The 25,184-nt window shown below is 68.8% G+C and carries 18 protein-coding genes, 1 tRNA gene and 1 rRNA gene; 13 read left to right on the top strand and 7 right to left on the bottom strand.

Annotated elements, in window-relative coordinates:
* Positions 1 to 7: 7 nt before the first annotated feature.
* The 4 genes from CES90_RS40005 to CES90_RS39990 are packed head-to-tail and all read right to left on the bottom strand — an operon-like array spanning position 8 to position 3,349.
* Positions 8 to 307: a hypothetical protein gene (locus CES90_RS40005; protein WP_229914420.1), complete on the bottom strand. Its 300-nt coding sequence runs from the start codon at positions 305 to 307 to the stop codon at positions 8 to 10.
* 60 nt (positions 308 to 367) lie between these two features.
* Positions 368 to 1,666, bottom strand: a complete 1,299-nt coding sequence (locus CES90_RS40000) for an ArsB/NhaD family transporter (protein ID WP_189787914.1) — start codon at positions 1,664 to 1,666, stop codon at positions 368 to 370.
* Complete coding sequence (locus CES90_RS39995; RefSeq protein WP_189787915.1) at positions 1,663 to 2,121, bottom strand: CBS domain-containing protein; 459 nt, start codon at positions 2,119 to 2,121, stop codon at positions 1,663 to 1,665. Before CES90_RS39995 ends, CES90_RS40000 begins: the two co-directional genes overlap by 4 nt.
* A complete protein-coding gene (locus CES90_RS39990) occupies positions 2,108 to 3,349 on the bottom strand; it encodes a cation:proton antiporter (RefSeq protein WP_189787916.1) in 1,242 nt (413 codons plus the stop codon). Before CES90_RS39990 ends, CES90_RS39995 begins: the two co-directional genes overlap by 14 nt.
* 508 nt (positions 3,350 to 3,857) lie before the next feature.
* Here CES90_RS39990 and rrf point away from each other — a divergent pair.
* From rrf to CES90_RS39975, 3 genes are all read left to right on the top strand, one after another.
* A 5S ribosomal RNA gene (rrf, locus tag CES90_RS39985) occupies positions 3,858 to 3,968 on the top strand.
* Positions 3,969 to 4,082: 114 nt separating this feature from the next.
* Positions 4,083 to 4,745 carry a DegT/DnrJ/EryC1/StrS family aminotransferase gene (locus tag CES90_RS39980; RefSeq protein WP_189787885.1) on the top strand — a complete coding sequence of 221 codons (663 nt, stop codon included), beginning with the start codon at positions 4,083 to 4,085 and terminating at the stop codon, positions 4,743 to 4,745.
* 105 nt (positions 4,746 to 4,850) lie between these two features.
* Positions 4,851 to 4,926, top strand: a tRNA-Thr gene (locus CES90_RS39975).
* Positions 4,927 to 4,982: 56 nt separating this feature from the next.
* Here CES90_RS39975 and CES90_RS39970 read toward each other — a convergent pair.
* Complete coding sequence (locus tag CES90_RS39970) at positions 4,983 to 7,727, bottom strand: SpoIIE family protein phosphatase (RefSeq protein WP_189787881.1); 2,745 nt, start codon at positions 7,725 to 7,727, stop codon at positions 4,983 to 4,985.
* A 406-nt stretch (positions 7,728 to 8,133) separates the two neighbouring features.
* Here CES90_RS39970 and CES90_RS39965 point away from each other — a divergent pair, with 406 nt between their 5' ends.
* The 10 genes from CES90_RS39965 (at position 8,134) to CES90_RS50490 (ending at position 23,518) form a co-directional block, all read left to right on the top strand.
* Positions 8,134 to 13,632, top strand: a complete 5,499-nt coding sequence (locus CES90_RS39965; RefSeq protein ID WP_189787880.1) for a HAMP domain-containing protein — start codon at positions 8,134 to 8,136, stop codon at positions 13,630 to 13,632.
* 297 nt (positions 13,633 to 13,929) lie between these two features.
* Entirely contained in the window at positions 13,930 to 14,613 is a 684-nt protein-coding gene (locus CES90_RS39960) for a response regulator (protein WP_189787879.1), read from the top strand.
* A gap of 194 nt (positions 14,614 to 14,807) precedes the next feature.
* Positions 14,808 to 17,543 carry an FtsK/SpoIIIE family DNA translocase gene (locus CES90_RS39955; protein WP_189787878.1) on the top strand — a complete coding sequence of 912 codons (2,736 nt, stop codon included), beginning with the start codon at positions 14,808 to 14,810 and terminating at the stop codon, positions 17,541 to 17,543.
* Between the two features lie 337 nt (positions 17,544 to 17,880).
* Entirely contained in the window at positions 17,881 to 18,747 is an 867-nt protein-coding gene (locus CES90_RS39950; protein ID WP_189787877.1) for a helix-turn-helix domain-containing protein, read from the top strand.
* 160 nt (positions 18,748 to 18,907) lie between these two features.
* Positions 18,908 to 20,389: a 30S ribosomal protein S12 methylthiotransferase RimO gene (gene rimO, locus CES90_RS39945; protein ID WP_189787876.1), complete on the top strand. Its 1,482-nt coding sequence runs from the start codon at positions 18,908 to 18,910 to the stop codon at positions 20,387 to 20,389.
* A complete protein-coding gene (pgsA, locus tag CES90_RS39940) occupies positions 20,386 to 21,189 on the top strand; it encodes a CDP-diacylglycerol--glycerol-3-phosphate 3-phosphatidyltransferase (protein WP_189787875.1) in 804 nt (267 codons plus the stop codon). The genes rimO and pgsA overlap by 4 nt, the downstream gene beginning before the upstream one ends.
* Entirely contained in the window at positions 21,186 to 21,731 is a 546-nt protein-coding gene (locus CES90_RS39935) for a CinA family protein (RefSeq protein ID WP_189787874.1), read from the top strand. Before pgsA ends, CES90_RS39935 begins: the two co-directional genes overlap by 4 nt.
* A 109-nt stretch (positions 21,732 to 21,840) precedes the next feature.
* Positions 21,841 to 22,218 carry a helix-turn-helix domain-containing protein gene (locus CES90_RS39930; RefSeq protein WP_149828339.1) on the top strand — a complete coding sequence of 126 codons (378 nt, stop codon included), beginning with the start codon at positions 21,841 to 21,843 and terminating at the stop codon, positions 22,216 to 22,218.
* A gap of 256 nt (positions 22,219 to 22,474) precedes the next feature.
* Positions 22,475 to 22,945: a Dps family protein gene (locus CES90_RS39925; RefSeq protein ID WP_189787884.1), complete on the top strand. Its 471-nt coding sequence runs from the start codon at positions 22,475 to 22,477 to the stop codon at positions 22,943 to 22,945.
* A gap of 261 nt (positions 22,946 to 23,206) precedes the next feature.
* Entirely contained in the window at positions 23,207 to 23,518 is a 312-nt protein-coding gene (locus CES90_RS50490; protein ID WP_229914414.1) for a hypothetical protein, read from the top strand.
* On the opposite strand, the gene CES90_RS39920 is transcribed toward CES90_RS50490, so the two are convergent.
* Positions 23,481 to 24,245: an SDR family NAD(P)-dependent oxidoreductase gene (locus CES90_RS39920; RefSeq protein ID WP_189787873.1), complete on the bottom strand. Its 765-nt coding sequence runs from the start codon at positions 24,243 to 24,245 to the stop codon at positions 23,481 to 23,483. The genes CES90_RS50490 and CES90_RS39920 overlap by 38 nt on opposite strands.
* Before the next feature lie 63 nt (positions 24,246 to 24,308).
* Entirely contained in the window at positions 24,309 to 25,157 is an 849-nt protein-coding gene (locus CES90_RS39915) for an Fpg/Nei family DNA glycosylase (protein ID WP_189787872.1), read from the bottom strand.
* Positions 25,158 to 25,184 lie beyond the last annotated feature (27 nt).

Here is a 25,184-nt window from a genome sequence, read left to right as displayed (position 1 = left end):
CGCCAGTTCAATGACGTCCACCGTTCCGGTTCTCCGTCTTGTCCGCTTCCGGCCCGGTGGACAGGTGGACGATGTGGGCGACGAGTGTCCCGGCCAGCACGGTCCACGCCACGGAAGCGATCCCGGCTGCCCGCCAGCCGCCGACGCTGAGAAGCACCGCCACGGCGGCTCCCGCAGTCATCGGTCGGCGGCGGGCAAGGAAGCACCATTGTCGGCGTGCGCTTCCCGGGTGGCGCATCTCCACCAGAGCGGTTCGGATCACCAGCATGGCGACGACGGTCACGGGTGCCACCAGTGATGCGTCCATGCGCATGCCTCCTTCCGGGGCCATACGGCCGCTCCCGTGGTGGCTGCGGCAGACGACATGTCAGGCGAGCGCGAAGTAGCGCAGCCACACATAGCCGAGGGCGATGACCACGGTGACGGCCGTGACGACAAGCCCGTACTTGGTGAACTGCCAGAAAGAGATGGGCTGGCGGTTGCGTTCGGCGATGCCGAGCACGACCACGTTGGCGCTGGCGCCGATCGCGGTGGCGTTGCCGCCCAGGTCGGCACCGAGGGCGAGGGCCCACCACATGACGTGGTCGCTTCCGCCGCCCATGTTCTGGACGAGGTCGCTGGTGATGGGGGCCATGGTGGCGACGTAGGGGATGTTGTCGACGATGCCGGAGAGAACGGCGGAGGCGCCCAGCAGGGTGATGGAGCCGCCGAGTTCGTTGTCGCCGATCGCGTCGGCCAGGGACTTGGAGACCTCGCCGATCACGCCGGTCTCGATCAGGCCGCCGATCATGATGAAGAGCCCGGCGAAGAAGGCCAGGGTGGGCCACTCCACCTCCTTCATCACGTCACCGGTGTCCGCCGAGGAGACGGCGATGAGCAGTCCGGCGCCGAGCAGGGCGACGACGCTCGGTTCGTAGTGCAGCACCGGATGCAGGACGAAGCCCGCCACGACCAGCAGGAGCACGATCAGGCCCTGAACGAGGAGCCGGGGATCGCGAATGGCCTCGCGTTCCTCCAGCTCCATGATCTCGGCGGCGCGGTCCTCGTCGTAGATGAAGGACTTGCGGAACATCACGCGGCACAGCAGGACGAGGACGACGAGCAGGACCGCCGAGATCGGGGCGAGGTGGACCAGGAAGTCGTTGAAGGTCAGCCCGGCCCGGCTGGCGATGATGATGTTCGGTGGGTCGCCGACCAGTGTCGCGGTGCCGCCGATGTTCGAGGCCATGACCTCGGCGATGAGGAAGGGGGCGGCCGGGAGGGCCAGGCGCTCGCACACCAGCAGCGTGACGGGCGCGATGAGCAGGACCGTCGTCACGTTGTCCAGCAGCGCCGACGCGACCGCCGTGATGACGACGAGCATGGCCATCACCCGGAAGGGTTTGGCCCGTGCCCGCTTCACGGACCAGATTGCCAGGTACTCGAACATGCCGGTCTTCTTCAGCACGCCGACGATCATCATCATGCCCAGCAGCAGGAAGATGACGTTCCAGTCGACGCCGCTGTGCTCGGAGTAGAAGGCCGACTTGTCGTCGGTCGCCCCGATCGCCAGCATGAGGGCCGCGCCGCCCAGCGCCACGGCGACGCGGTGGATCTTCTCGCTGATGATCAGGGCGTACGCGCCGACGAAGACGACGATGGCTGCCCAGCTGTGCCAGTCGTTCACGATCCTCCGATGATGTGCTCCAACAGCGCGGTCGCGGTGACCGCGCCGATCAACGTGGCCTTGTCGCCGTTGCGTTCGACGACCGCGGCGATTGGGGTGTCCTTGCGGGCCATCAGCGCGGCGATCTGCGAAGGCGGAGCGTCCGGGCCGACGACCGGGGGCGTGATACGGCCGCGTGGCAGCCACTCGGTCACCGACCGTCCGGCCATCGCCTCCGTGGCCTCCTCGTCGAAGTGGTCGTCGACCAGGGTGGTTGGAATCGGCCCTTCCCGCATGTACCAGGGCAGCAGGGCGTCGATCACGCGAGCGGACGGCACGACTGCGTACGGATAGCTGTCCCGGTCGAGGATCAGCAGTGCGGGCAACTGTGCCCGCACGAGCAGGCGGGCGGCGTCGCGTGCGTCGTCGTCCGTGGACACGGTGGGGTAAGGGCCGGCCAGATCACGTGCGCGCATCGGCGGGGGTCTCCTTCGGCTGTGCGTCGGTGTCCTCGCGCCCGGCCGGGATGCCGGCCAGCTCTTCGATGTCGAAGGCGCGGGCGACCGGCACGTCCGTCGAGCTGTGCGCGATGATCGAGAAGGCGATGCACACCGCTATCAGCGTGAACGCCTCCTCCGCCTGCGGGATGCCGGACTGCAGCACCAGTAGTCCGTAGACCACCGAGGCGAAGCCCTTCGGGCCGAACCAGGCCGCAACCAGCTTCTCCTTGCGGGAGAGGCTCGTGCCGATCAGCGACAGCAGCAGCGATGCCGGCCGGATCAGCACGATCGCCAGGACCACCGCCACGTAGCCACCGAACGACAGGTCGCCGAACAGCTGCGGGGTCAGCAGCGCGCCGAACACCAATAGCGCCGCGAACTTCGCCAGCTCCGCCAGCGCCTCGCCCAGTGGTCCGAAGGACTCCTTCGCCTCCGGGGACACGTGCACCAGCGCCGCGCCCGCCGAGAACGCAGCCAGGTACGGGTTGGCGTGGGTGAGGTGGCACACCGCGTACAGGATGATCCCGGTCGCCAGCGGCAGCAGCGGCTGCAGCTTCGGCTCGGCGCCCAGCAGGCGGAAGCGCACCAGGGCGTTGACGAGCAGCGGCAGCGTGACACCGAAGACGAGGCCGAGCAGCAGTTCCAGGACGATCTTCCCCGGCGATGCCTCAGCGCTGTCGGCCGTCGGACCCGCGGCCGCGATCAGGATGAGCACGACCGGCAGGGCGAGCCCGTCGTTAATGCCGCTCTCCACGTTCAGCAGCTGCCGCAGCTTCGCGGGCACCTCCCTGCGTCCGACGATTGCCGAGGCGAACACCGGGTCGGTGGGAGCCAGGACGGCTCCGACCAGGAACGAGGTCGTCCAGTCCAGGCCCACCAGGAAGTGCGTGATCAGGGCCATGAAGACGAACGCCAGCGGCATGCCCAGACCGAGGGCACGGGCGGGGTTCTTCCAGTTGGCCCGCAGCTTGGGCAGCGACACGTGCATGCCGTCGGTGAACAGCACCGCGAACAGCGCCAGATCGGCCGTCACGGAGACGATCTCGCTGTCCGGTGTGATGTGGATCAGTCCGAGGAACCCGTCGCTGACCAGGGCTCCGCCGACCAGGAAGAGGAAGGAGGTGGAGAGCACCGTCCGTGCCGCCAGACCTGACAACAGCACCGCCACCAGCAGCGCGGCACCGAACACCGCCACGAGCTCCATGACGGACACCCCCGACCGGAAGAGAGATTGATCCTCTGCTCGCCGACCAGGCTTCCCGGCACACCGGGGGGAACCCTACCTGCCTTTGACGCGTTTTTGACAGATCACTCATAGGCGCAATGGACTCCGTGACATTGCCGGAACCCGGCAATGGTGACGACAGGGATGGAGCCGAAGCCCGCAGATCCCGATCGGCTCAACCGCCGGCCGCCCAGGCGGCGGGCGCGGCGACCTGTGCCTACGCCGATCCTCAGATGCGCCGGGAAGCCTGGTTGGCAGTCGGCCGCCCTCTGCCCTGGAGCCCTGGATGCCAGACCCTTCTCCGGCACGGCAACATCATGGGCGCCATAGGCTGCTGAGTGCGGGAAGCCCTCTGTTGCATCCGTTCACTCGTCGCCAGTTCAGAGCCGCATCAACCCCTGACCATGCCGTCGTTCATCTCTCGGGGGAGATCACCTCTAAGTGGGCGGTTCGTGAGTCTTTGAGTGGTTCTGCTGTCGCCTGATGGTGTGGCGGCGGGGCGGAATCTGCCGGTCCGCGGTTGAACCCGGAAGCTAAGCCTTACAGCGCCGATGGTACTGCAGGGGGGACCCTGTGGGAGAGTAGGACACCGCCGAACAAATATTGATAGAGCTGGTCCCTGAACTTCGGTTCGGGGGCCAGCTCTTTTTTGTTGTGCGTCACTTGGCGTTCACGTTGCGCGACCATGATCCGCAGCATGAGTACCGTTGCAATGCTCAGGGCCGCAGGTGCCGGCGTCGGCGACGAGGTGGTCGTGCCGGCGTTCGGGAACACCGAGGTCGCCCAGGCGGTGAGTCTGGCAGGGGCAGTACCGGTCTTCGCCGACATAGACCCGGTGACGTACTGCCTGGATGCCTCGGCCGTCGAGGCCGCGGTGACTTCGCGGACGGTGGCTATCGTCGTCGTACACCGGTTCGGCCGGTCGGCCGACATCGCCGGACTGCACAGGCTCGGGCAGCGACACGGGCTGCTGGTGCTTGAGCAGGGCGAATCGGAGACGCCGTACAGCGAAGTCGGGGAGCGCAGGCAGCGGGCCGCGTATCTCAGCGCGAAGCTGAAAGGCGTGTGGACCCCTGATGAGGGCGATGGACACACGTTTCAGCAGTACGTCGTGCGGGTGCCGGGCAACGGGCGGCCGGACCGGGACGCCTTCGCACGGGCGATACGGGCCAAGGGAGTTGAGTGCAGCGTGCCGGTGAAGACACCAGTGCACCGGATGCCCGGGTTCCGGCGGGACGTGTGTCTACCGGAGACCGAGCGGGCCGCCGACGAGACGCTGGCGCTGCCCATCGCCGGTGAGATGTCGCGGCGGCAACTGCACCGGATGGTGTCCGCCTGCAACGCGCTCGGTGGTCTGCTGCAGCTGGCTTTCTAGGTCGACTCCGCTCTCAGCGCCTGTCTCTCGGGTGGTTCGAAGCATCCGCGGATTCGGGGTATGATCTATCTCGTTGCCGCGGGGGAAGCCTCGAACAGGCGACAGGCCCCTATAGCTCAGTCGGCAGAGCGTCTCCATGGTAAGGAGAAGGTCAACGGTTCGATTCCGTTTGGGGGCTCCAGCCAAAAGGCCCTGCCCAATCGGGCGGGGCCTTTTTCGTGCCTCCAGGGCTTTCGCTCAGTCCTTGTGGAGGCCAGGCACGCGCATCGCCAGGATCGCCATGTCGTCGGACGGGGCGTCGGAGGCGAAGCGTTCGACCGCGCGCATCACGCGGGCCGCGACCGCGCCGGCCGTGAGGCCCGTGCAGGTCGTGAGGACCTCGATGAGGCCGTCGTCGCCCAACATGCGGGTGCCCTCGCGGCGTTCGGTGACGCCGTCCGTGACACAGAGGAGGACATCGCCCGGGTCGAGGGTGACCGTCTGCTCGTACAGCTCCAGGTCCTCCATCACGCCGAGGAGGGCCTGGGGTTCGGCGGCGGGTTCCACCGTGCCGTCCTGGCGCAGGCGCAGCGGGAGCGGGTGGCCGGCGCAGACGACCTTCAGCAGGGCGCTGCCGTCGTCCTGGGGCCACAACTCGCCGTACAGGAGCGTCAGGAAGCGGCTGCGGGCGCCCTCGTCGATGATCGCGGAGTTGAGGCGGTCCAGGACCGCGGGGCCGGCGTAGCCCTCGCGGGCCAGCAGGCGCAGGGCGTGGCGGGCCAGGCCGGTGACGGCGGCGGCCTCCGGGCCCGTGCCGCAGACGTCGCCGATGGCGAAGCCGTACGCGCCGTCGCGGATGGGGAAGAGGTCGTAGAAGTCGCCGCCGACCTCGTTGCCCTCGCCGGCCGCGCGGTAGATGACCTCGACCTCGACGCCGTCGATCTGCGGGAGTTCGGGCGGGAGGAGGCTGCGCTGGAGGGACTGGCTGATGGCCACGCGCTCCGAGTACAGGCGGGCGTTGTCCAGGGCGAGGGCGGCCCTGCGGGAGAGGTCCTCGGCCAGTTCCAGGATCTCCTGGCGGAAGTGCTCGTCCGTCGGCTTGCCGAGGGTCAGCATGCCGATGACGCGGTTGCGGGCCACCAGCGGGAGAACGACCGTCTCGCCGCCCACCGCCGAGGCGGTCGCCAGGGTCGTGCCGATGCCCGAGCTGACCGTGGCGGGCTCGCCGAGGCCCAGGCTGCGCATGGAAGTGCGCAGGGCCGCGCGGTGGGCCGCCTCGGCCGGAGCCGTCCAGACGCGGGCGCCCGGGGTGGGGATCGGCTCCGGCGGGGGGATCTTGGCGAGTAGGGCCTTGAGGCCGTCGATGAGGTCCTCGTCCTCGTGCAGGACGTAGGAGAGGTACGGGTCCGAGGCCTGGTCGGCGATCGTGTAGACCGCGCACCAGGTGGCGAGGGTCGGGATCGTCATCTGGGCCATCAGCGCCAGGGTCTGGTCGCGGTCCAGGGTGCCCGCGAGGAGGTCGGAGGCCTCGACGAGGAACGACAGAGAGCCGCGGCGCAGGCGTTCCAGCTCGCCCAGGCGGGCCGACTCGACGGCGAGCGCGATGCGGTCGGCGGCGAACTGGAGGCGCAGGGCCTCCTCGTTCGAGTAGCGGCCCGGGGCCTCGGCGGCGACGCCGAGGGAGCCGGTGAGGCGGCCCTCGACCTTCAGCGGGACCGTGACGACCGAACGCATGCCCGTGCCGCTCAGCAGCGGTACGGCGCCGGGGACGGCCGTGAGGTCGTCGTGGACGGCGGGCATACGGGCCGAGCCGTAGCGTCCGGGGCCGGCCTCCACGGGGACGCGGGCGAAGCGCTGGCGGGCCGAGGGGAGGCCGGTGGAGGCCCGTACCTCCAGCTCGGTCTCGTCGTCGGTGGCCAGGAGAAGGAAGGCCGAGTCGCCGTCGAGCATGTCGCGGGCGCGCTCGACCGTGCGCTGGAGGAGGCCGTCGAGGTCGTCGGGGGCCGGGGAGCCGATGAAGACCTCGAAGGGGTCCGTGGCCTGTCCCTCGCCGGAGCCCGACGAGTCGCCGGCCGGGACGCGGAGCGGGGTCTGGAGCACGGCGCGCTCGTGGTCCCGTACGAGAAGGCAGACCGTCGAGGGGTCGCCGGCCGTGTCGCGTACCCGGAGGTGGGAGGCGTAGACCGGCGTCACACGGCCGTTGACGCCGCGGATGCCGTAACTGCCCTCCCAGCGCGAGAGTTGGAGGGCCTCGGCGACGCCGGTGCTGGTGCCGGGAGTGTGGGGCCAGGCGGCGAGATCGGTGAGGGGTTTGCCGATGACCTGGTCGGGGGCGTATCCGAAGAGTTCCTCGGCGTCCTCGTTCCAGGCGCCGATCGCGCCCGTGCGGTCGATCTGGACGACGGCGACGCGGACGCGGCCGTCGGCGAGCGGGAGCAGGTCGGCGGGGAGGGACGGGCCGGCCGTGCGGGTGCCCACCGGGCGGTCGGGGAGATCGAGTTGGAACCAGACCTGCTTGTGGGTGGAGGTGTACTCGACGCCCCAGCGGGAGGCCATCGCCGCGCACAGCTGGAGGCCGCGGCCGCCCTCGCGGTCGGGGTTGCCCATGTTGATGTGGCTGCCCTGGAGGGGGATCTCACGCTCGGGATATCTGTCGGCGACCTCGATGCGGGCGCCGTCCTCCGTACGCAGACAGAGGATGTCGGCGGAGGTACCCGCGTGGACGACCGCGTTGGTGACCAGTTCGCTGGTCAGGACCACGGCGTCGTCGACGATGTCGGCGAATCCCCAGCCCTGGAGAGTGTCGCGGACGAACGAGCGGGCGGTCGCGACGGATCGTGAGACGGGCTCGAAGCTGGCGGCCGCGCGCGCGGTGATCACAGAACTCCTTGTCCGGTTCTCGACGTGCGGGGACCCGCGGCCGACCTCCTGCCGTGGCAGAGCCTGGTTCTCCGTCGGCCTGGGGTCCCGGGGGGCTTCCCCAGGATGCAGTCCGGTGGTCATGGTGCGGCCGCCCCTCCGATGCCTGCCCGCTCGTGCTCGTGCGCCACCGCCCAGGCCGGACGGGACCGGCATGGCTGGACAGCCGCATGCAAGGTTACTTACCTTCGCCGTCCATGCGGATGCCGGTCGTCTGTGTTTCCGCCCGGAGGTGTGCGGACCGTGTGCGAAGCTGCCGAACTGTTATGGCCTGGTTCAGGCATGGTGAAACACTGGGCAGGCTTCCAGGAGAGTGTCTCGGCAGGCCGAGTACCTTCCGAGTGCACCCAGGAGTGGCATCCGGTTTGGCGAGCAGAAGTATCCGAGTACGAAGTAGTGCGAGTGGTACGAGCAGGGCAAGCAGTACGAAGCGTCCGAGTACGGCGAAGTACGTCGAGCAGGAACGGTCGACCCTTGCGGGAGGGACACAGTGGAGTCTGGCGCAGCGACGCGGGGCACTAAAGCGCGCGCGAAAGGCGGACAGTCCCTGAGCGATCAGCGCAAATCACGCAATCCGCGTAATGGGACCACCACGGTGGACACGGCTGCCCTGAACCGCCTGTTGACGGCGTTGGAGGCGATGCGGGACGGCAACTTCCGTAAGCGTCTGACCGTCTCGGGTGACGGTGTCATGGCCGAGATCGCCGCCGTGTACAACGAGGTGGCGGACCGGAACCTGCATCTGACCGGCGAGTTGTCGCGGGTGCGGCGCATGGTCGGGCGTGAGGGCAAGCTCACCGAGCGGCTGGAGACCGGTGCGACCGAGGGCTCCTGGGCGGCCGCGATCGACGCCTCGAACGCGCTGGTCGACGACCTCGTACGGCCTGTTTCCGAGGTCAGCCGGGTGCTGTCCGCCGTCGCGGAGGGTGATCTGTCGCCGCGTATGGAGCTGCGGACGCAGGCGCCGGACGGGACCGGGCATCCGCTGCGCGGGGAGTTCCTGAAGGTCGGGCGTACGGTCAACAACCTGGTCGACCAGCTGTCCACGTTCACCGACGAGGTCACCCGGGTGGCCAGCGAGGTGGGCACCGAGGGCAAGTTGGGCGGACAGGCCAAGGTGCGTGGAATGTCCGGTTCGTGGAAGGATTTGACGGAGTCCGTCAACACCATGGCGCACCGGCTCACCGCACAGGTGAGGGATATCGCGCTGGTGACGACCGCGGTCGCGAAGGGTGACCTGTCCCGGAAGGTCACGGTTCATGTGGCCGGCGAGATGCTTGAGCTGAAGGAAACCGTCAACACGATGGTGGATCAGCTCTCCGCGTTCTCCTCCGAGGTGACGCGAGTCGCCCGCGAGGTGGGCACCGACGGACAGCTCGGCGGTCAGGCCGAAGTGCCGGGTGTGGCCGGCGTGTGGAAGGAGCTCACCGATTCGGTGAACACCATGGCCGGCAATCTCACCGCGCAGGTGCGGGGGATCGCCCAGGTCACCACGGCCGTCGCCAACGGTGATCTGTCGCAGAAGGTGACCGTTCCCGCACGTGGCGAGGTCGCGAAGCTCGCCGAGACCATCAACCAGATGACCGAGACGCTGCGGATCTTCGCCGACGAGGTCACGCGGGTGGCCAACGAGGTCGGTGCCGAGGGTCGGCTGGGTGGTCAGGCGCAGGTGCCGGGCGCGGCCGGTACGTGGAAGGACCTCACCGATTCGGTGAACACGGTCTTCCGGAACCTCACCACTCAGGTGAGGGACATCGCGGCGGTGACGACCGCCGTGGCCGACGGCGACCTCTCGCAGAAGGTCACCGTCGACGTGGCCGGCGAGATGCTGGAGCTGAAGAACACCGTCAACGGGATGGTCGACCAGCTCTCGTACTTCGGCGCCGAGGTCACGCGGGTGGCCAACGAGGTCGGTGCCGAGGGCCGGCTGGGTGGTCAGGCGCAGGTGCCGGGCGCGGCCGGTACGTGGAAGGACCTGACGGACTCCGTCAACACGGCGTTCCGGAATCTCACTGGACAGGTGAGGAACATCGCGGCGGTCACCACGGCCGTGGCCAACGGTGACCTCTCGCAGAAGGTCACCGTCGATGTCGCGGGCGAGATGCTCGAACTGAAGAACACCGTGAACACGATGGTGGACCAGCTGTCGTCGTTCGCCGACCAGGTCACGCGGATGGCCCGGGACGTGGGCACGGAGGGCCGCCTCGGCGGTCAGGCCCGCGTGGACGGTGTGTCCGGCACCTGGAAGGAGCTCACCGACTCCGTCAACTCGATGGCCGGCAACCTCACCTCGCAGGTGCGCAACATCGCGCAGGTGACGACCGCTGTGGCCCGCGGTGACCTCTCGCAGAAGATCGACGTCGACGCGCGCGGCGAGATCCTGGAGCTGAAGAACACCATCAACACGATGGTGGACCAGCTGTCGTCCTTCGCCGACCAGGTGACCCGCGTTGCCCGCGAGGTGGGTACGGAAGGGCGGCTGGGCGGTCAGGCGCAGGTGCCCGGTGTCGCCGGTGTGTGGCGCGACCTCACCGAGTCGGTGAACGGCATGGCCGGCAACCTGACCGGCCAGGTGCGGAACATCGCGCAGGTGGCGACCGCGGTGGCCAGGGGTGACCTGTCTCAGAAGATCACCGTGGACGCGCGCGGCGAGATCCTGGAGCTGAAGAACACGCTGAACACGATGGTGGACCAGCTGTCGTCGTTCGCGGAGGAGGTCACCAGGGTCGCCCGTGAGGTGGGTACGGAGGGCCAGCTCGGCGGTCAGGCCGAGGTGCAGGGTGTCTCCGGCACCTGGAAGGACCTCACGCAGTCGGTGAACTTCATGGCGAACAACCTGACGATCCAGGTGCGCCAGATCGCCGAGGTCACGACCGCCGTCGCCAAGGGTGACCTGTCGAAGAAGATCACGGTCGACGCGAAGGGCGAGATCCTCGAACTCGTCACCACCGTCAACACGATGGTGGATCAGTTGTCGTCGTTCGCCGAGCAGGTGACCCGGGTGGCGCGCGAGGTGGGCACCGAGGGCATCCTCGGCGGCCAGGCGCACGTGCCGGGCGTCACCGGCATCTGGAAGGACCTCAGCGGCAATGTGAACCTGATGGCCAAGAACCTGACCATGCAGGTGCGGAACATCTCCCAGGTCGCGGCGGCCGTCGCCAACGGTGACCTCACCCGTACGGTGACGATCGAGGCGCGCGGCGAGGTCGCCCAGCTCGCCGACACCTTCAACAGCATGGTGAAGACGCTGAGTTCGTTCGCCGACCAGGTCACCAAGGTGGCCCGTGAGGTGGGCACCGACGGCATCCTCGGCGGTCAGGCGCACGTCCCGGGTGTGGCCGGCACGTGGAAGGACCTCACCGAGTCCGTGAACTCGATGGCGTCCAATCTCACCGGACAGGTCCGCAACATCGCGATGGTCACGACCGCCATCGCCAAGGGCGACCTGACCAAGAAGATCGACATCGACGCGCGCGGCGAGATCCTGGAGCTCAAGACCACCATCAACACGATGGTCGACCAACTGTCGTCGTTCGCCGAGGAGGTCACCCGCGTGGCCCGCGAGGTGGGTACCGAGGGGCAGTTGGGCGGTCTGGCCCGTGTACGTGACGTCGACGGCACCTGGCGCGACCTCACCGAGTCGGTGAACGAGATGGCCGGGAACCTGACCCGGCAGGTGCGCGCCATCGCGCGCGTGGCCACCGCGGTGACGCGGGGCGACCTGAACCTCAAGATCGACGTCGACGCGTCCGGCGAGATCAAGGAGTTGCAGGACTACATCAACAAGATGATCGCCAACCTGCGCGACACCACGATCGCCAACCAGGAGCAGGACTGGCTGAAGGGCAACCTCGCCCGTATCTCCGCGCTGATGCAGGGCCGCCGGGACCTCGACGACGTCGCCTCGCTGATCATGAGCGAGCTGACGCCGGTGGTATCCGCCCAGCACGGCGCGTTCTTCCTGGCGATGCCGCTGGTCGACGGTCAGGATCTGGCTCCGAACAGCGAGGACCAGTACGAGCTGCGCATGCTCGGCTCGTACGGGTACTCGATGGGCTCCATGCCGACGTCGTTCCGGCCGGGGGAGGCGCTGGTCGGTACGGCCGCGAAGGAGAAGCGCACGATCCTGGTGGAGAACGCGCCGAGCGGCTATCTGAAGATCTCCTCCGGGCTCGGGGAGGCGCCCCCGGCACAGGTCATCGTGTTGCCGGTGCTCTTCGAGGGGAAGGTGCTGGGCGTCATCGAGCTGGCGTCGTTCAACTCGTTCACGCAGATCCAGAAGGACTTCCTGAACCAGATCGCCGAGATGATCGCGACGAGCGTCAACACCATCTCCGTCAACACCAAGACCGAGGTGCTGCTCAAGCAGTCGCAGGAGCTGACCGAGCAGCTGCGTGAGCGCTCGGACGAACTGGAGGTCCGGCAGAAGGCCCTGGAGGCGTCCAACACCGAACTGGGCGAGAAGGCCGAGCTGTTGGCCCGGCAGAACCGCGACATCGAGGTCAAGAACACCGAGATCGAGGAGGCGCGGCAGGTCCTGGAGGAGCGCGCCGAGCAACTCGCCGTCTCCATGCGGTACAAGAGCGAGTTCCTCGCGAACATGTCGCACGAACTGCGTACTCCGCTCAACTCCCTGCTGATCCTCGCCAAGCTGCTCGCCGACAACGCCGAGTCGAACCTGACGCCCAAGCAGGTCGAGTTCGCCGAGACGATCCACGGGGCCGGTTCCGACCTGCTCCAGCTGATCAACGACATCCTGGACCTGTCGAAGGTCGAGGCGGGCAAGATGGACGTCTCGCCGACCCGGATCGCGCTCGTCCAGCTCGTCGACTATGTGGAGGCCACCTTCCGGCCGCTGACCGCGGAGAAGGGCCTCGACTTCTCCGTACGCGTGTCGCCGGAGCTGCCCGCCACGCTGCACACGGACGAGCAGCGCCTGTTGCAGGTGCTGCGGAACCTGCTGTCCAACGCGGTGAAGTTCACCGACTCCGGCGCCGTCGAGCTGGTCATCAGGCCGGCCGGGGCGGATGTGCCGGTGGCCATCCGGGAGCAGCTGCTGGAGGCGGGCTCGCTGAACGACCCGGACGCCGACATGATTGCGTTCTCGGTGACGGACACCGGGATCGGTATCGCGGCCAGCAAGATGCGGGTGATCTTCGAGGCGTTCAAGCAGGCGGACGGCACCACGAGCCGCAAGTACGGCGGTACGGGTCTGGGGTTGTCCATCTCAAGGGAGATCGCCCGCCTGCTGGGCGGCGAGATCCACGCCCAGAGCGAGCCGCGCCGCGGTTCCACCTTCACCCTGTATTTGCCGCTGCACCCGAGTGAACTGCCCCCGCAGGGTTACGCGCAGACCGCGCCCGCCGCCCTGGAGGCCGGGGAGCTGCTGGCCTCCGAGAACGAGCTGACCGAGCCCGCCGAGACGCCGGCCGAGGTGAAGTCGTACCGCGAGACCCAGAACGGGGCCGCCGCGCTCTTCAGGCGGCGCCGCAGGGCCGTGTCGGCCGCCGCCGCACCGTCCGCGCTGCCGGGGCAGGGCGGCCAGAGTCAGGAGCACTGGGCGCAGCAGGACGCCCAGGAGACGGGGCAGCAGACGCGTCCAACCGTCCGGTTCGAGGGCGAGAAGGTGCTCATCGTCGACGACGACATCCGTAACGTCTTCGCGCTCACCAGCGTCCTGGAGCAGCACGGCCTGTCCGTGCTGTACGCGGAGAACGGCCGCGAGGGCATCGAGGTGCTGGAACAGCACGACGACGTGACGGTCGTGCTGATGGACATCATGATGCCCGAGATGGACGGTTACGCGACGACCACGGCGATCCGTCGGATGCCCCAGTTCGCGGGACTTCCGATCATCGCGTTGACGGCCAAGGCGATGAAGGGCGACCGGGAGAAGGCGATCGACTCGGGCGCCTCCGACTATGTGACGAAGCCGGTCGATCCGGATCATCTGCTGTCGGTCATGGAGCAATGGATGCGGAGTGAGTGACGCGAGGGATGGCAGGTGGTCACAACCCGGAGCGGTGGACGCCGAGTTGCTGACTGAGTGTGGCCGGGGCCGTGTAGAAGTGCGGGATTCGGGGAACCTTCTGGTCCCCTGCTGCGTTTCTGCTACGAGCACAGTGACATCATGGTGACAGGGTGTGGCGACGGGCGGGGTGCGGCTACGATGACCGGCACAAGGACGGGCGGCGCAAGGGAGTCGTCCCCGGGGGTGGCTCCCAGTTGTGCCACCTCTAGTCCTGCGGACAGGGGAGGCCCCAAGCCGGGGCGAGGAGGGCGGGCCATGGTGCAGAAGGCCAAGATCCTCCTGGTCGATGACCGGCCGGAGAATCTGTTGGCGCTGGAGGCCATCCTCTCCGCGCTCGATCAGACGCTGGTGCGGGCATCGTCCGGGGAGGAAGCGCTCAAAGCGCTGTTGACGGACGACTTCGCGGTCATTCTGCTGGACGTCCAGATGCCGGGCATGGACGGATTCGAGACGGCCGCGCACATTAAGCGGCGCGAACGGACACGTGACATCCCGATCATTTTCCTCACCGCCATCAACCACGGGCCGCATCACACGTTCCGTGGGTACGCGGCGGGTGCGGTCGACTACATCTCCAAGCCCTTCGACCCATGGGTGCTGCGCGCGAAGGTCTCCGTTTTCGTCGAGCTGTACATGAAGAACTGCCAGCTCAGGGAGCAGGCGGCGCTGCTGCGGCTCCAGTTGGAGGGTGGCGGCAAGGGCGCGGCGGGCGGTTCCAAGGAGCCCTCCGGCGGTATCCTCGCCGAGCTCTCCGCGCGGCTCGCGGCCGTCGAGGAACAGGCCGAGGCGCTCTCCAAGCAACTCGACGACGACTCCGCGGACGCCGCCGCGGTGGCGACGGCAGCCCATCTCGAACGCAAACTCACCGGCCTGCGAAGGGCGCTGGACGCGCTGGAACCGGGCACGGGCGGACCTGCTTCGGTGCCGTTGCAGAACTGAGCGCGGGCCGACCCGTAGGACTGAGGGGGGCCAGGTCACCGAAGTGATCGGGCCCCACGCCGAGTTGTGGTCGGTCGGCATCGGAGTTGAAGGCCGTAGAGCTCGTCAGCTTTGGGACTTCGGGCATGCGACACGAATGGGTGAAGCAGTAGGCACACGTGTCCGCTGTGGCCTCCACCGGTAACCTCACACACATGGCCTCACGTCAGTCCGCAGCGAAGAAGCCGCCCGCGAAGAAGGCGGCCGCTCCGACGAAGGCTCCGGCGAAGAAGGCCCCCGCGAAGAAAGCCGCCGCCAAGAAGGCACCCGCCAAGAAGGCGGCGGCGAAGAAGACGGCCCCTCCGAAGCCGGCGCCCAATCCCACCGGGGGCGTGTACAAGCTCGTACGCGCCATCTGGCTCGGTGCCGCGCACGCCGTCGGCGCCGTCTTCCGCGGTATAGGGCAGGGCGCGAAGAATCTCGACCCGGCGCACCGCAAGGACGGCATCGCCCTGCTGCTGCTCGCGTTCGCCCTGATCGTCGCCGCCGGAACCTGGTCCAATCTGCGCGGACCAGTCGGCGATCTGGTCGAGATGCTCGTGACCGGCGCCTTCGGCCGGCTCGATCTGCTCGTGCCGATCCTGCTCGCGGTCATCGCCGTACGGTTCATCCGGCATCCCGAGAAGCCCGACGCCAACGGACGTATCGTCATCGGTCTGTCCGCGCTCGTCATCGGTGTGCTCGGCCAGGTGCACATCGCCTGTGGCTCGCCCGCGCGCACCGAGGGCATGCAGGCGATAAGGGACGCCGGCGGGCTCATCGGCTGGGGCACGGCCACCCCGCTGACGTACACCATGGGTGAGGCCCTCGCCGTGGCGATGCTCGTCCTGCTCACGGTCTTCGGGCTGCTCGTCGTCACCGCGACCCCGGTGAACGCGATTCCGCAGCGGCTGCGGCTGCTCGGGCGAAAGCTCGGCATCGTCGCGGACGACCAGAACGACGAGGAGTACAGCGAGGACGACGCGCGCTACGACGAACAGTGGCGTGAGTCGCTTCCGGCGCGCCCCCGCAGGCGCGGATCCGCCCCTCAGCAGTTCGACCCCGACGGTGCCGAGCAGGAGGCGCTCTCCAAGCGCCGTCCCCGGCGCTCTGCCGTACGGCAGCCCGATCCGGACCGGCCGATGGACGCCGTGGATGTCGCCGCGGCGGCCGCCGCGGCGCTCGACGGGGCCGTGCTGCACGGGATGCCGCCCTCGCCGGTGGTCGCCGACCTCACCCAGGGGGTGAGTGTGGGGGACCGCGAGGAGACCACGCCCGTCCCGGCCGCGCGCACGAAGCCGCCGAAGCAGGAACCGACGGCCGCCAAGCCGCCCAAGGGGGCCAGGCAGGAAGCCCTGGTGCCGGACCTCACCAAACAGGCCCCCGACGAGCCCCGCGACCTGCCGCCGCGTGCCGAACAGCTCCAGCTCTCCGGCGACATCACCTACTCCCTGCCCTCGCTCGACCTCCTGGAGCGCGGCGGCCCCGGCAAGACGCGCAGCGCCGCCAACGACGCGATCGTCGCCTCCCTCACCAACGTCTTCACCGAGTTCAAGGTCGACGCCTCCGTCACCGGCTTCACCCGCGGCCCGACGGTCACGCGCTACGAGGTCGAACTCGGCCCGGCGGTCAAGGTCGAGCGGATCACCGCGCTGACCAAGAACATCGCGTACGCCGTCGCCAGCCCTGACGTGCGGATCATCAGCCCGATCCCCGGCAAGTCGGCCGTCGGCGTCGAGATCCCCAACACCGACCGGGAGATGGTCAACCTCGGCGACGTACTACGGCTCGCGGACGCGGCCGAGGACGACCACCCGATGCTGGTCGCGCTCGGCAAGGACGTCGAGGGCGGCTATGTGATGGCCAACCTGGCGAAGATGCCGCACGTGCTCGTCGCAGGTGCGACCGGTTCGGGTAAATCGTCGTGCATCAACTGCCTGATCACGTCGGTCATGGTGCGGGCGACCCCCGAGGACGTGCGCATGGTCCTCGTCGACCCCAAGCGCGTGGAGTTGACGGCCTATGAGGGCATCCCGCACCTGATCACGCCGATCATCACCAACCCCAAGCGGGCCGCCGAGGCACTGCAGTGGGTGGTGCGCGAGATGGACCTGCGCTACGACGACCTGGCGGCGTTCGGCTTCCGGCACATCGACGACTTCAACGAGGCCATAAGGAACGGCAAGGTCAAGCTGCCCGAGGGCAGTGAACGTGAGCTCCAGCCGTACCCGTATCTGCTGGTCATCGTGGACGAGCTGGCCGACTTGATGATGGTCGCGCCGAGGGACGTCGAGGACGCGATCGTCCGCATCACCCAGCTCGCGCGTGCGGCCGGCATCCACCTGGTGCTCGCCACACAGCGGCCGTCGGTCGACGTCGTGACCGGTCTGATCAAGGCGAACGTCCCGTCGCGGCTCGCGTTCGCCACCTCGTCCCTCGCCGACTCGCGCGTCATCCTCGACCAGCCCGGTGCGGAGAAGCTGATCGGCAAGGGCGACGGGCTGTTCCTGCCGATGGGGGCGAACAAACCGACCCGTATGCAGGGCGCGTTCGTGACCGAGGACGAGGTCGCGGCGATCGTCCAGCACTGCAAGGACCAGATGGCGCCCGTCTTCCGGGACGACGTCACCGTGGGCACCAAGCAGAAGAAGGAGATCGACGAGGAGATCGGCGACGACCTCGATCTGCTGTGCCAGGCGGCCGAACTCGTCGTCTCCACCCAGTTCGGGTCGACCTCCATGCTCCAGCGCAAGCTGCGCGTCGGCTTCGCCAAGGCCGGGCGGCTGATGGACCTCATGGAGTCCAGGGGTGTCGTGGGGCCGAGCGAGGGCTCCAAGGCGCGTGACGTTCTCGTGAAACCTGATGAGCTGGACGGCGTGCTGGCGGTGATCCGGGGGGAGACTGAGGCATAGGAGGGGCGCGACGGGGGCGTGAGGCGGCAGCGTCTCGTGAAATCCGGTTGTCCGGCGGGCAGAACGCGGGTGGGATGGCGGGGCGAACGCCGGATGGGATTAGGGCATCCGGGTATTCGAACGTGACTTACCCGTAAGGAATTCGTGAGCAACCGTTTCCCTTCGGCGTACGTCAAGTTGGAGGAGGGGACAATCCCCTGCCTCACCATCACCACCAGCAGGATGACCGGCCATTCTGATGGCGTACAAAGTCCCACCGCCCGGTTGCCCCACCCTTTCGTACCCCCCCTAGACTGAACTTCCAGCACAGGTGGCTACACGCTCGAAAGGCGCCCCCGTGTCCATCGGCAACTCCCCTGACGGCAACTTCCCCGAAGACGAGCGTCCGTTCGAAGACAACCGTGACGAACGCGCGGCGGAACGCCCTTCGATCGGCCGTGCCCTTCAACAGGCACGCATCGCGGCCGGGCTGACCGTCGACGACGTCAGCAACGCCACCCGGGTCCGCATCGCCATCGTGCACGCGATCGAACAGGACGACTTCGCCGCCTGCGGCGGCGACGTCTACGCGCGCGGTCACATCCGCACCCTCGCGCGCGCGGTGCGCATCGATCCCGCTCCGCTGCTCGAACAGTACGCCGAGGCCCACGGCGGGCGCCCCGCGCCGACGCCGGCGGCCCCGCTGTTCGAGGCGGAACGCATTCGCCCCGAGCGCCGCAGCCCCAACTGGACCGCCGCCATGGTCGCCGCGATCGTCGCGGTGATCGGCTTCGTCGGCTTCACCGCGTTCAACGGCGGCGACGAGGACGGCGACACCACGCAGATCGCCGAGGGCTCCACGCCGACCACCAGCAAGCCCGGCTCGCCCACCCCGAAGAACGACAAGCCCGACGTCGATCCCAAGCCGGAGCCGTCCGACAGTGCCATCGCGGCCGCGCCCCGCGACAAGGTGACCGTCCAGGTCAGCGCCGCCGACGGCCGCAGCTGGATCTCTGCCAAGGACCACAACGGCCAGCTTCTGTGGGACGGCCTCCTCAAGCAGGGCCAGACCAAGACCTTCCAGGACAGTTCCAAGATCGACCTCGTCCTCGGCGATGCCGGAGCCATCCAGCTCTACGTCAACGGCAAGAAGATCGAGGACGACTTCCAGCCCGGCCAGGTCGAACGCCTGACGTACACGAAGGGCGACCCGGAGGTCGGCTGAGCCTTCGGGTTCGTACAGACGGTCAGACGGTTCAGGTTCAGGTTCAGGGTCAGGTTCAGGTTCAGGTTCGGGTTCAAAGGGAAACGCCGGTACGGGGTTGGCCAACAAGGGCCAACCCCGTAGACGTGGGGTGTCAGCGGGACGAAGTAGTCTTGAGCCCATGCCTGAACGCCGTACCGTCGCACTCGTCACCCTTGGCTGCGCCCGTAACGAGGTGGACTCGGAGGAGCTCGCAGGCCGCTTGGAGGCGGACGGCTGGGAGCTCGTCGAGGACGCCGAGGAAGCGGACGTCGCGGTCGTCAACACGTGTGGCTTCGTGGAAGCCGCCAAGAAGGACTCCGTCGACGCGCTCCTGGAGGCGAACGACCTCAAGGGGCATGGCAGAACCCAGGCCGTCGTGGCGGTCGGCTGCATGGCGGAGCGGTATGGCAAGGAACTCGCGGAAGCGCTTCCTGAGGCCGACGGCGTGCTCGGCTTCGACGACTACGCGGACATCTCCGACCGCCTCCAGACCATCCTGAACGGCGGCATCCACGCCTCGCACACCCCGCGCGACCGGCGCAAGCTGCTGCCGATCAGCCCGGCCCAGCGGCAGGAGTCCGCAGCCGATGTCGCGCTTCCGGGGCACGCCCCCGTCGATCTGCCGGAAGGCCTCGCTCCGGCTTCCGGGCCGCGCTCGCCGCTGCGCCGCCGCCTCGACGGCTCGCCCGTCGCCTCGGTGAAGCTCGCCTCCGGCTGCGACCGCCGCTGCTCGTTCTGCGCCATCCCCTCCTTCCGCGGCTCCTTCATCTCGCGCCGCCCCTCGGACGTGCTGAACGAGACGCGCTGGCTGGCCGAGCAGGGCGTCAAGGAGATCATGCTGGTCTCCGAGAACAACACCTCCTACGGCAAGGACCTGGGCGACATCCGGCTGCTGGAGTCGCTGCTGCCCGAGCTGGCCGAGGTCGACGGCATCGAACGGGTGCGCGTGAGCTATCTGCAGCCCGCCGAGATGCGGCCCGGCCTCATCGACGTGCTCACCTCCACGCCCAAGGTCGTGCCCTACTTCGACCTGTCCTTCCAGCACTCCGCGCCCGCCGTGCTGCGCGCCATGCGCCGCTTCGGCGACACCGACCGCTTCCTGGAACTGCTCGACACCATCCGCTCCAAGGCCCCCGAGGCCGGCGTGCGGTCCAACTTCATCGTGGGGTTCCCCGGCGAGACCGAGGACGATCTCGCCGAGCTGGAGCGGTTCCTGAACGGCGCGCGACTGGACGCCATCGGTGTCTTCGGGTACTCCGACGAGGAGGGCACCGAGGCGGCGACGTACGAGAACAAACTGGACGAGGACGTGGTCGCCGAACGGCTCGCACGCGTCTCGCGGCTGGCCGAGGAACTGGTCTCGCAGCGTGCCGAGGAGCGCGTCGGGCAGACCGTGCGTGTGCTGGTCGAGTCGGTCGGCGGCGACGAGGGGGACGAGAGCGCGTACGGGCGTGCTGCGCACCAGGCGCCCGAGACGGACGGCCAGGTGCTGTTCACGAGCGGCCAGGAACTGAGCGTCGGCCTTGTGGTCGAGGCGAAGGTGATCGGCACGGAAGGCGTCGACCTGGTGGCCGAGGTGCTTCCGGGTTCGCTCGCACGTGCTGAGGAGGCGGCCAGATGACGGGAGTCCCGGCATCCGCGGCGGGCGGCTCCTCCGGCGCCACGAGCGCCACGAGTGCCACGAGTGCCACGAACGCCAAGAGCGCCACGGATGCCAAAGGCACCCAGGGCGCCATGGGTGCCCAGAGCGTCGCGAGAGCTTCCGGTGCTCCCGGCGTTCCTGACGGTGCGTGGCCTGTGCGCGGCGGGAAGCTGGGCGCTGCCGCCGTCAACCAGGCCAGCCTCTGGAACATCGCCAACATCCTGACCATGGTCCGCCTGGTCCTGGTCCCGGGCTTCGTCGTGCTGATGCTCATGGACGGCGGGTACGACCCGGCCTGGCGGGCCTGGGCCTGGGCCGCCTTCGCCGTCGCCATGATCACCGACATCTTCGACGGCCACCTGGCGCGGACGTACGACCTCGTCACCGACTTCGGGAAGATCGCCGACCCCATCGCCGACAAGGCGATCATGGGAGCCGCGCTGATCTGCCTGTCCTCCCTCGGTGATCTGCCGTGGTGGGTGACCGGCGTCATCCTCGGACGGGAACTCGGGATCACGCTCCTGCGTTTCATCGTCATCCGGTACGGAGTGATCCCGGCGAGCCGCGGCGGCAAGCTGAAGACCCTCGCCCAGGGCACCGCCGTCGGGATGTACGTCCTGATGCTGGAGGGGCCCCTGGCCACCTTGAGGTGGTGGGTGATGGCTGTGGCGGTCGTCCTCACCGTCGTCACCGGACTCGACTATGTGAGACAGGCCATTGTGCTGCGCCGACGCGGAATCGCCGAGCGCGAGGCCGCTACGGAGGGAGCGGAACGGTGACGTCCACCGCCGCCGACGTGCTGCGACTACTGAGGGTGAGGGGCGAGACGCTCGCCGTCGCCGAGTCGCTGACCGGTGGTCTGGTCGCGGCCACGATCACCGCGGCCCCCGGCTCCTCCAAGGCGTTCCGGGGCTCGGTGACGGCGTACGCCACCGACCTGAAGCACCAGTTGCTCGGCGTCGACGCCACCCTCCTGGATCAGCGCGGAGCAGTGGACCCGCAGGTCGCGGCCCAGATGGCGGACGGTGTACGCAAGGCGCTCGGCGCCGACTGGGGAATTTCGACCACCGGCGTCGCGGGCCCGGAAGAGCAGGACGGCCAGCCCGTCGGCACGGTCTACGTGGCCGTCGCCGGTCCGTCAGCAGCGGATTCTGGCGTCTCGGGTGGCGGGAAAGTGGCGTCGTTGAGGTTGAACGGCGGCCGGACGGAAATCCGTATGGAGAGTGTACGGAGCGTACTCGCACTGCTCCTCGAGGAGCTCGCGGGCGAACAGACCGGGAATGAGCGGGCACAGGATACGGAACAGAACGGGGGGACTTGATGTTTGCAGCCCTGAGTGAACACAACAGCGCTCCCCGCACGGCCGCAGCGCAAGGCGGTACGGTGGGGCGTGAAGGATGCGGCTACACGGTCCGAGGAGGGAGCCACCGATGATTCTGCTCCGTCGCCTGCTGGGTGACGTGCTGCGTCGGCAGCGCCAGCGCCAGGGCCGTACTCTGCGCGAAGTCTCCTCGTCCGCCCGAGTCTCACTCGGCTATCTCTCCGAGGTGGAGCGGGGGCAGAAGGAGGCTTCCTCCGAGCTGCTCTCCGCCATTTGCGACGCGCTGGACGTACGGATGTCCGAGCTCATGCGGGAAGTGAGCGACGAGCTCGCCCTTGCCGAGCTGGCCCAGTCCGCAGCGGCCACCGAGCCGGTGCCAGCACCAGTGCGTCGAACCATGCTCAACTCCGTGTCGGTGGCCGGTGTGCCGCCGGAGCGGGTCACGATCAAGGCGCCCACGGAAGCGGTGGACGTCGTGGCGGCGTGACGACCACGCCTGTGTGCCCGCGTGCGTGAGGTTCGGCACGCGCCGATGAAGTGAAGCGGAGCCCCGGGCCGGGGCCTCCAGGGAGACCTGGGGGCGTCGGCCCGGGGCTTTTTGTTGTCCCGGGCCTCTGGGGGGTGGGCGTCCCCGTTTGCCGGGGTGGTGGTGTGCGGTCATGGTGGAGGGGCGGGCTCGGGGGCCGTGCGCGCGATGTGTTCGTACGGCCGTGCCTGGTGGTGCCGAGAACCGGAGCGTGCTGATGTACGTCGTGAAGAGCCCGTTGTCCGATGCCGACCTCAAGACGGTCTCCGAGGCTCTGCAAGGAGCCCTCGTTGACCTCGTGGACCTGTCCCTCGCGGCCAAGCAGATCCACTGGAACGTGGTCGGGCCGCGCTTCCGCTCCGTCCACCTCCAGCTCGACGAGGTCGTGGACACCGCGCGACTGCACTCCGACACGGTCGCCGAGCGCGCCGCCACCCTCGGCGTCTCACCCGACGGGCGGGCCGCGACGGTCGCCGGGAGCATCGGCGTCGGCAAGGTCCCCGACGGCTGGGTCAAGGACACGGACGCCGTCGGGACACTCGTGGACGCGCTCGGCGCGGTGATCACACGGATGCGGGCGCGGGTGGAGAGCACCGCGGAGGCGGATCCGGTGAGTCAGGACATCTTCATCGCGATCACCGCCGATCTTGAGAAGCATCACTGGATGTTCCAGGCGGAGAACGGGTAGCGCGGGCGGATGCGTCGCGGTGGCTGGTGGCTGGTGGCTGGTGGCTGGTGGCTGGTGGCTGGTGGCTGGTGGCCGGCGGTCGGTGGGTGCGCCGGGGGCGTGGTGAGGGCGGGGTGGTGCCGCGGGGCGCGCAGGGCGTCGTGTGCGTGCGGGCTTCGTGAGTGAGCCGTGCGTCCCTGTGCCGGTGGTGCGCCCTCCCTGGCCGTGTCGTGGGCCGTCTAGCGTCGTTCTGGGGGGCCCGAAGGCCTGGAGGTGGCGGCTATGCGGATAGTGCGCTGGGGGGCGGCTCTGGGACTCGGTGCGCTGTGGTGGTGGGGAGTGCTGCGGCTCGCGCTGGCGCCGGATGCCGGTGCGGTGGAGGGGGCGGTCGCGGCCGGGGGGTGGGGGCTGAGTCTCCTGCCCGTGCACTGCGTGCCGAAGGGGTCGGGATCGGGGTGGGGGACGGGGGCGTTCAGGGGGCGCACGGCTGATCCGGTTCGGGGGGATGTGGTCGATACGGAGAGCGCCACGGCATCCGGTACGGGTGATACGGGGGTCACCACGGCATCGCCACCCCGCCGTTCGGGCGGATGATCTGGCCGGTGGTGAACGCCGAGGCGTCGGAGGCCAGGTGCAGCACGGCGTGCGCGATGTCGTCGGGCTCGCCGACCCGGCCCAGCGGTGAGAGACGGGCCATGAAGGACTCCGTCCGCTCCTGTGCCGCACTGTCGTGGCGGTCGGTCATGGGTGTACGGATCCATCCCGGTGCCACCGCGTTGACGCGGATGCCGTGCGGGCCGGCCTCGGTCGCCAGGGTCTTCGTCAGCTGGACCACGGCCGCTTTCGTCACGCCGTAGCAGAGGAGTCCGGGGCCGCCGGTGTCGACGGCGCCGGAGGCCATCGTGACGATGCTGCCCTGTGTCCCGTCGGCGATCATCCGTCGGGCGGCCTCCTGGCAGGCGTACAGCACGCCCTTGAAGTTGACGCTCCACACCCGGTCGAGATCCTCGTCCAGGGTCTCCAGCACCGGGCTGCTGTGCATGATCCCGGCGATCGCCGCCATGACGTGGAGGGACTCGCAGGCGGCCACCGCCTGCGCCAGTTGAGCGCGGTCGGTGACGTCGAGGTGGTGGGTGTGGGCGGTGCCGCCGGTGGACTTGATCAGTGTCGCCGTCTCGTGCAGGCCCTGCGTGTCGCGGTCCGCGCAGTGCACGGTGGCGCCCGCCTCGGCGAGGAGCACGGCCGACGCACGGCCGATGCCGCCGGCGGCGCCGGTGACGAACGCGGTGCGGCCGGTGAGGTCGTACGCCGTCATGGGCATGAGTCGACGGTACGAGCATTTCTGACGGGTCGTCAATTGTGCCGCAGTGGTTGGGGCTGGGCGTCAGTTGGGTGTACGGCGTCCGGGGCGTGGGCGGGCGGTGCGGGGTGTGCCCGGGGCCGGGGCTGGGCCTGTTTGGCAGGTTGGGCACCAGTAGGTGGGGCGAGCGCGGGAACCGTCGCCCTGGTCGGCTGCGCGGACGGGGGTGTGGCAGCGCAGGCAAGGGCGGGGCGCGCGGCCGTACACGAAGAGGTCGTGCTGGCGGTGGCCCGTGGTGCTGCGGATCGGGCGGTCGCGGTTGGCTTCGAGGAGCCGTCTGGCGAGCGCCGGGAGCCGGGCGGCGGTGTCCTGTGGCAGGGAACCGATGGGCAGCCAGGGGGTGACCCGGAGGAGGAAGCAGAGCTCGCTCTTGTAGACGTTTCCGATGCCGGCGAGATTGCGCTGGTCCAGGAGGGCCTCGCCGAGGGGGCGGGCGGGGTCGCTCAGGAGGTTGGCGAGTGCCTGGTCGGGGTCCCAGTCCGGGCCGAGGAGGTCGGGGCCCAGGTGGCCGACGGCTCGGTGCTCTTCGGTCGTGCGGAGCAACTCCAGTACGGGGAGGCGGTAGCCGACCGCTGTGCGGTCGGCTGTGCCGAGGATCGCGCGGATCTGGTGCGCCGGGCCGCCGCGCCAGCGCTCGCCGTTGCCGTACACCTTCCAGGAGCCGTCCATTTGCAGGTGCGAGTGGAGTGTCAGGCCGCCTTCGATGCGGGTGAGGAGGTGTTTGCCTCGTGGGGTGACGTCCAGGACGGTACGGCCGGTGAGGTCGGCCGTGGCGTATTTCGGGACGCGCAGGTCGAAGCGGGACAGCATGTTGCCGGCAAGGGCCGTGTGCAGCCGTTTCGCTGTCTGCCAGACGGTGTCACCTTCGGGCATGGGTCAAGGGTGGCATGGGTTTGGGGG

The organism is Streptomyces capitiformicae (assembly GCF_002214185.1).
In the GTDB taxonomy this organism is placed as follows: Bacteria; Actinomycetota; Actinomycetes; order Streptomycetales; family Streptomycetaceae; genus Streptomyces; species Streptomyces capitiformicae.
This window is presented reverse-complemented; position numbering and strand designations above follow the sequence as displayed.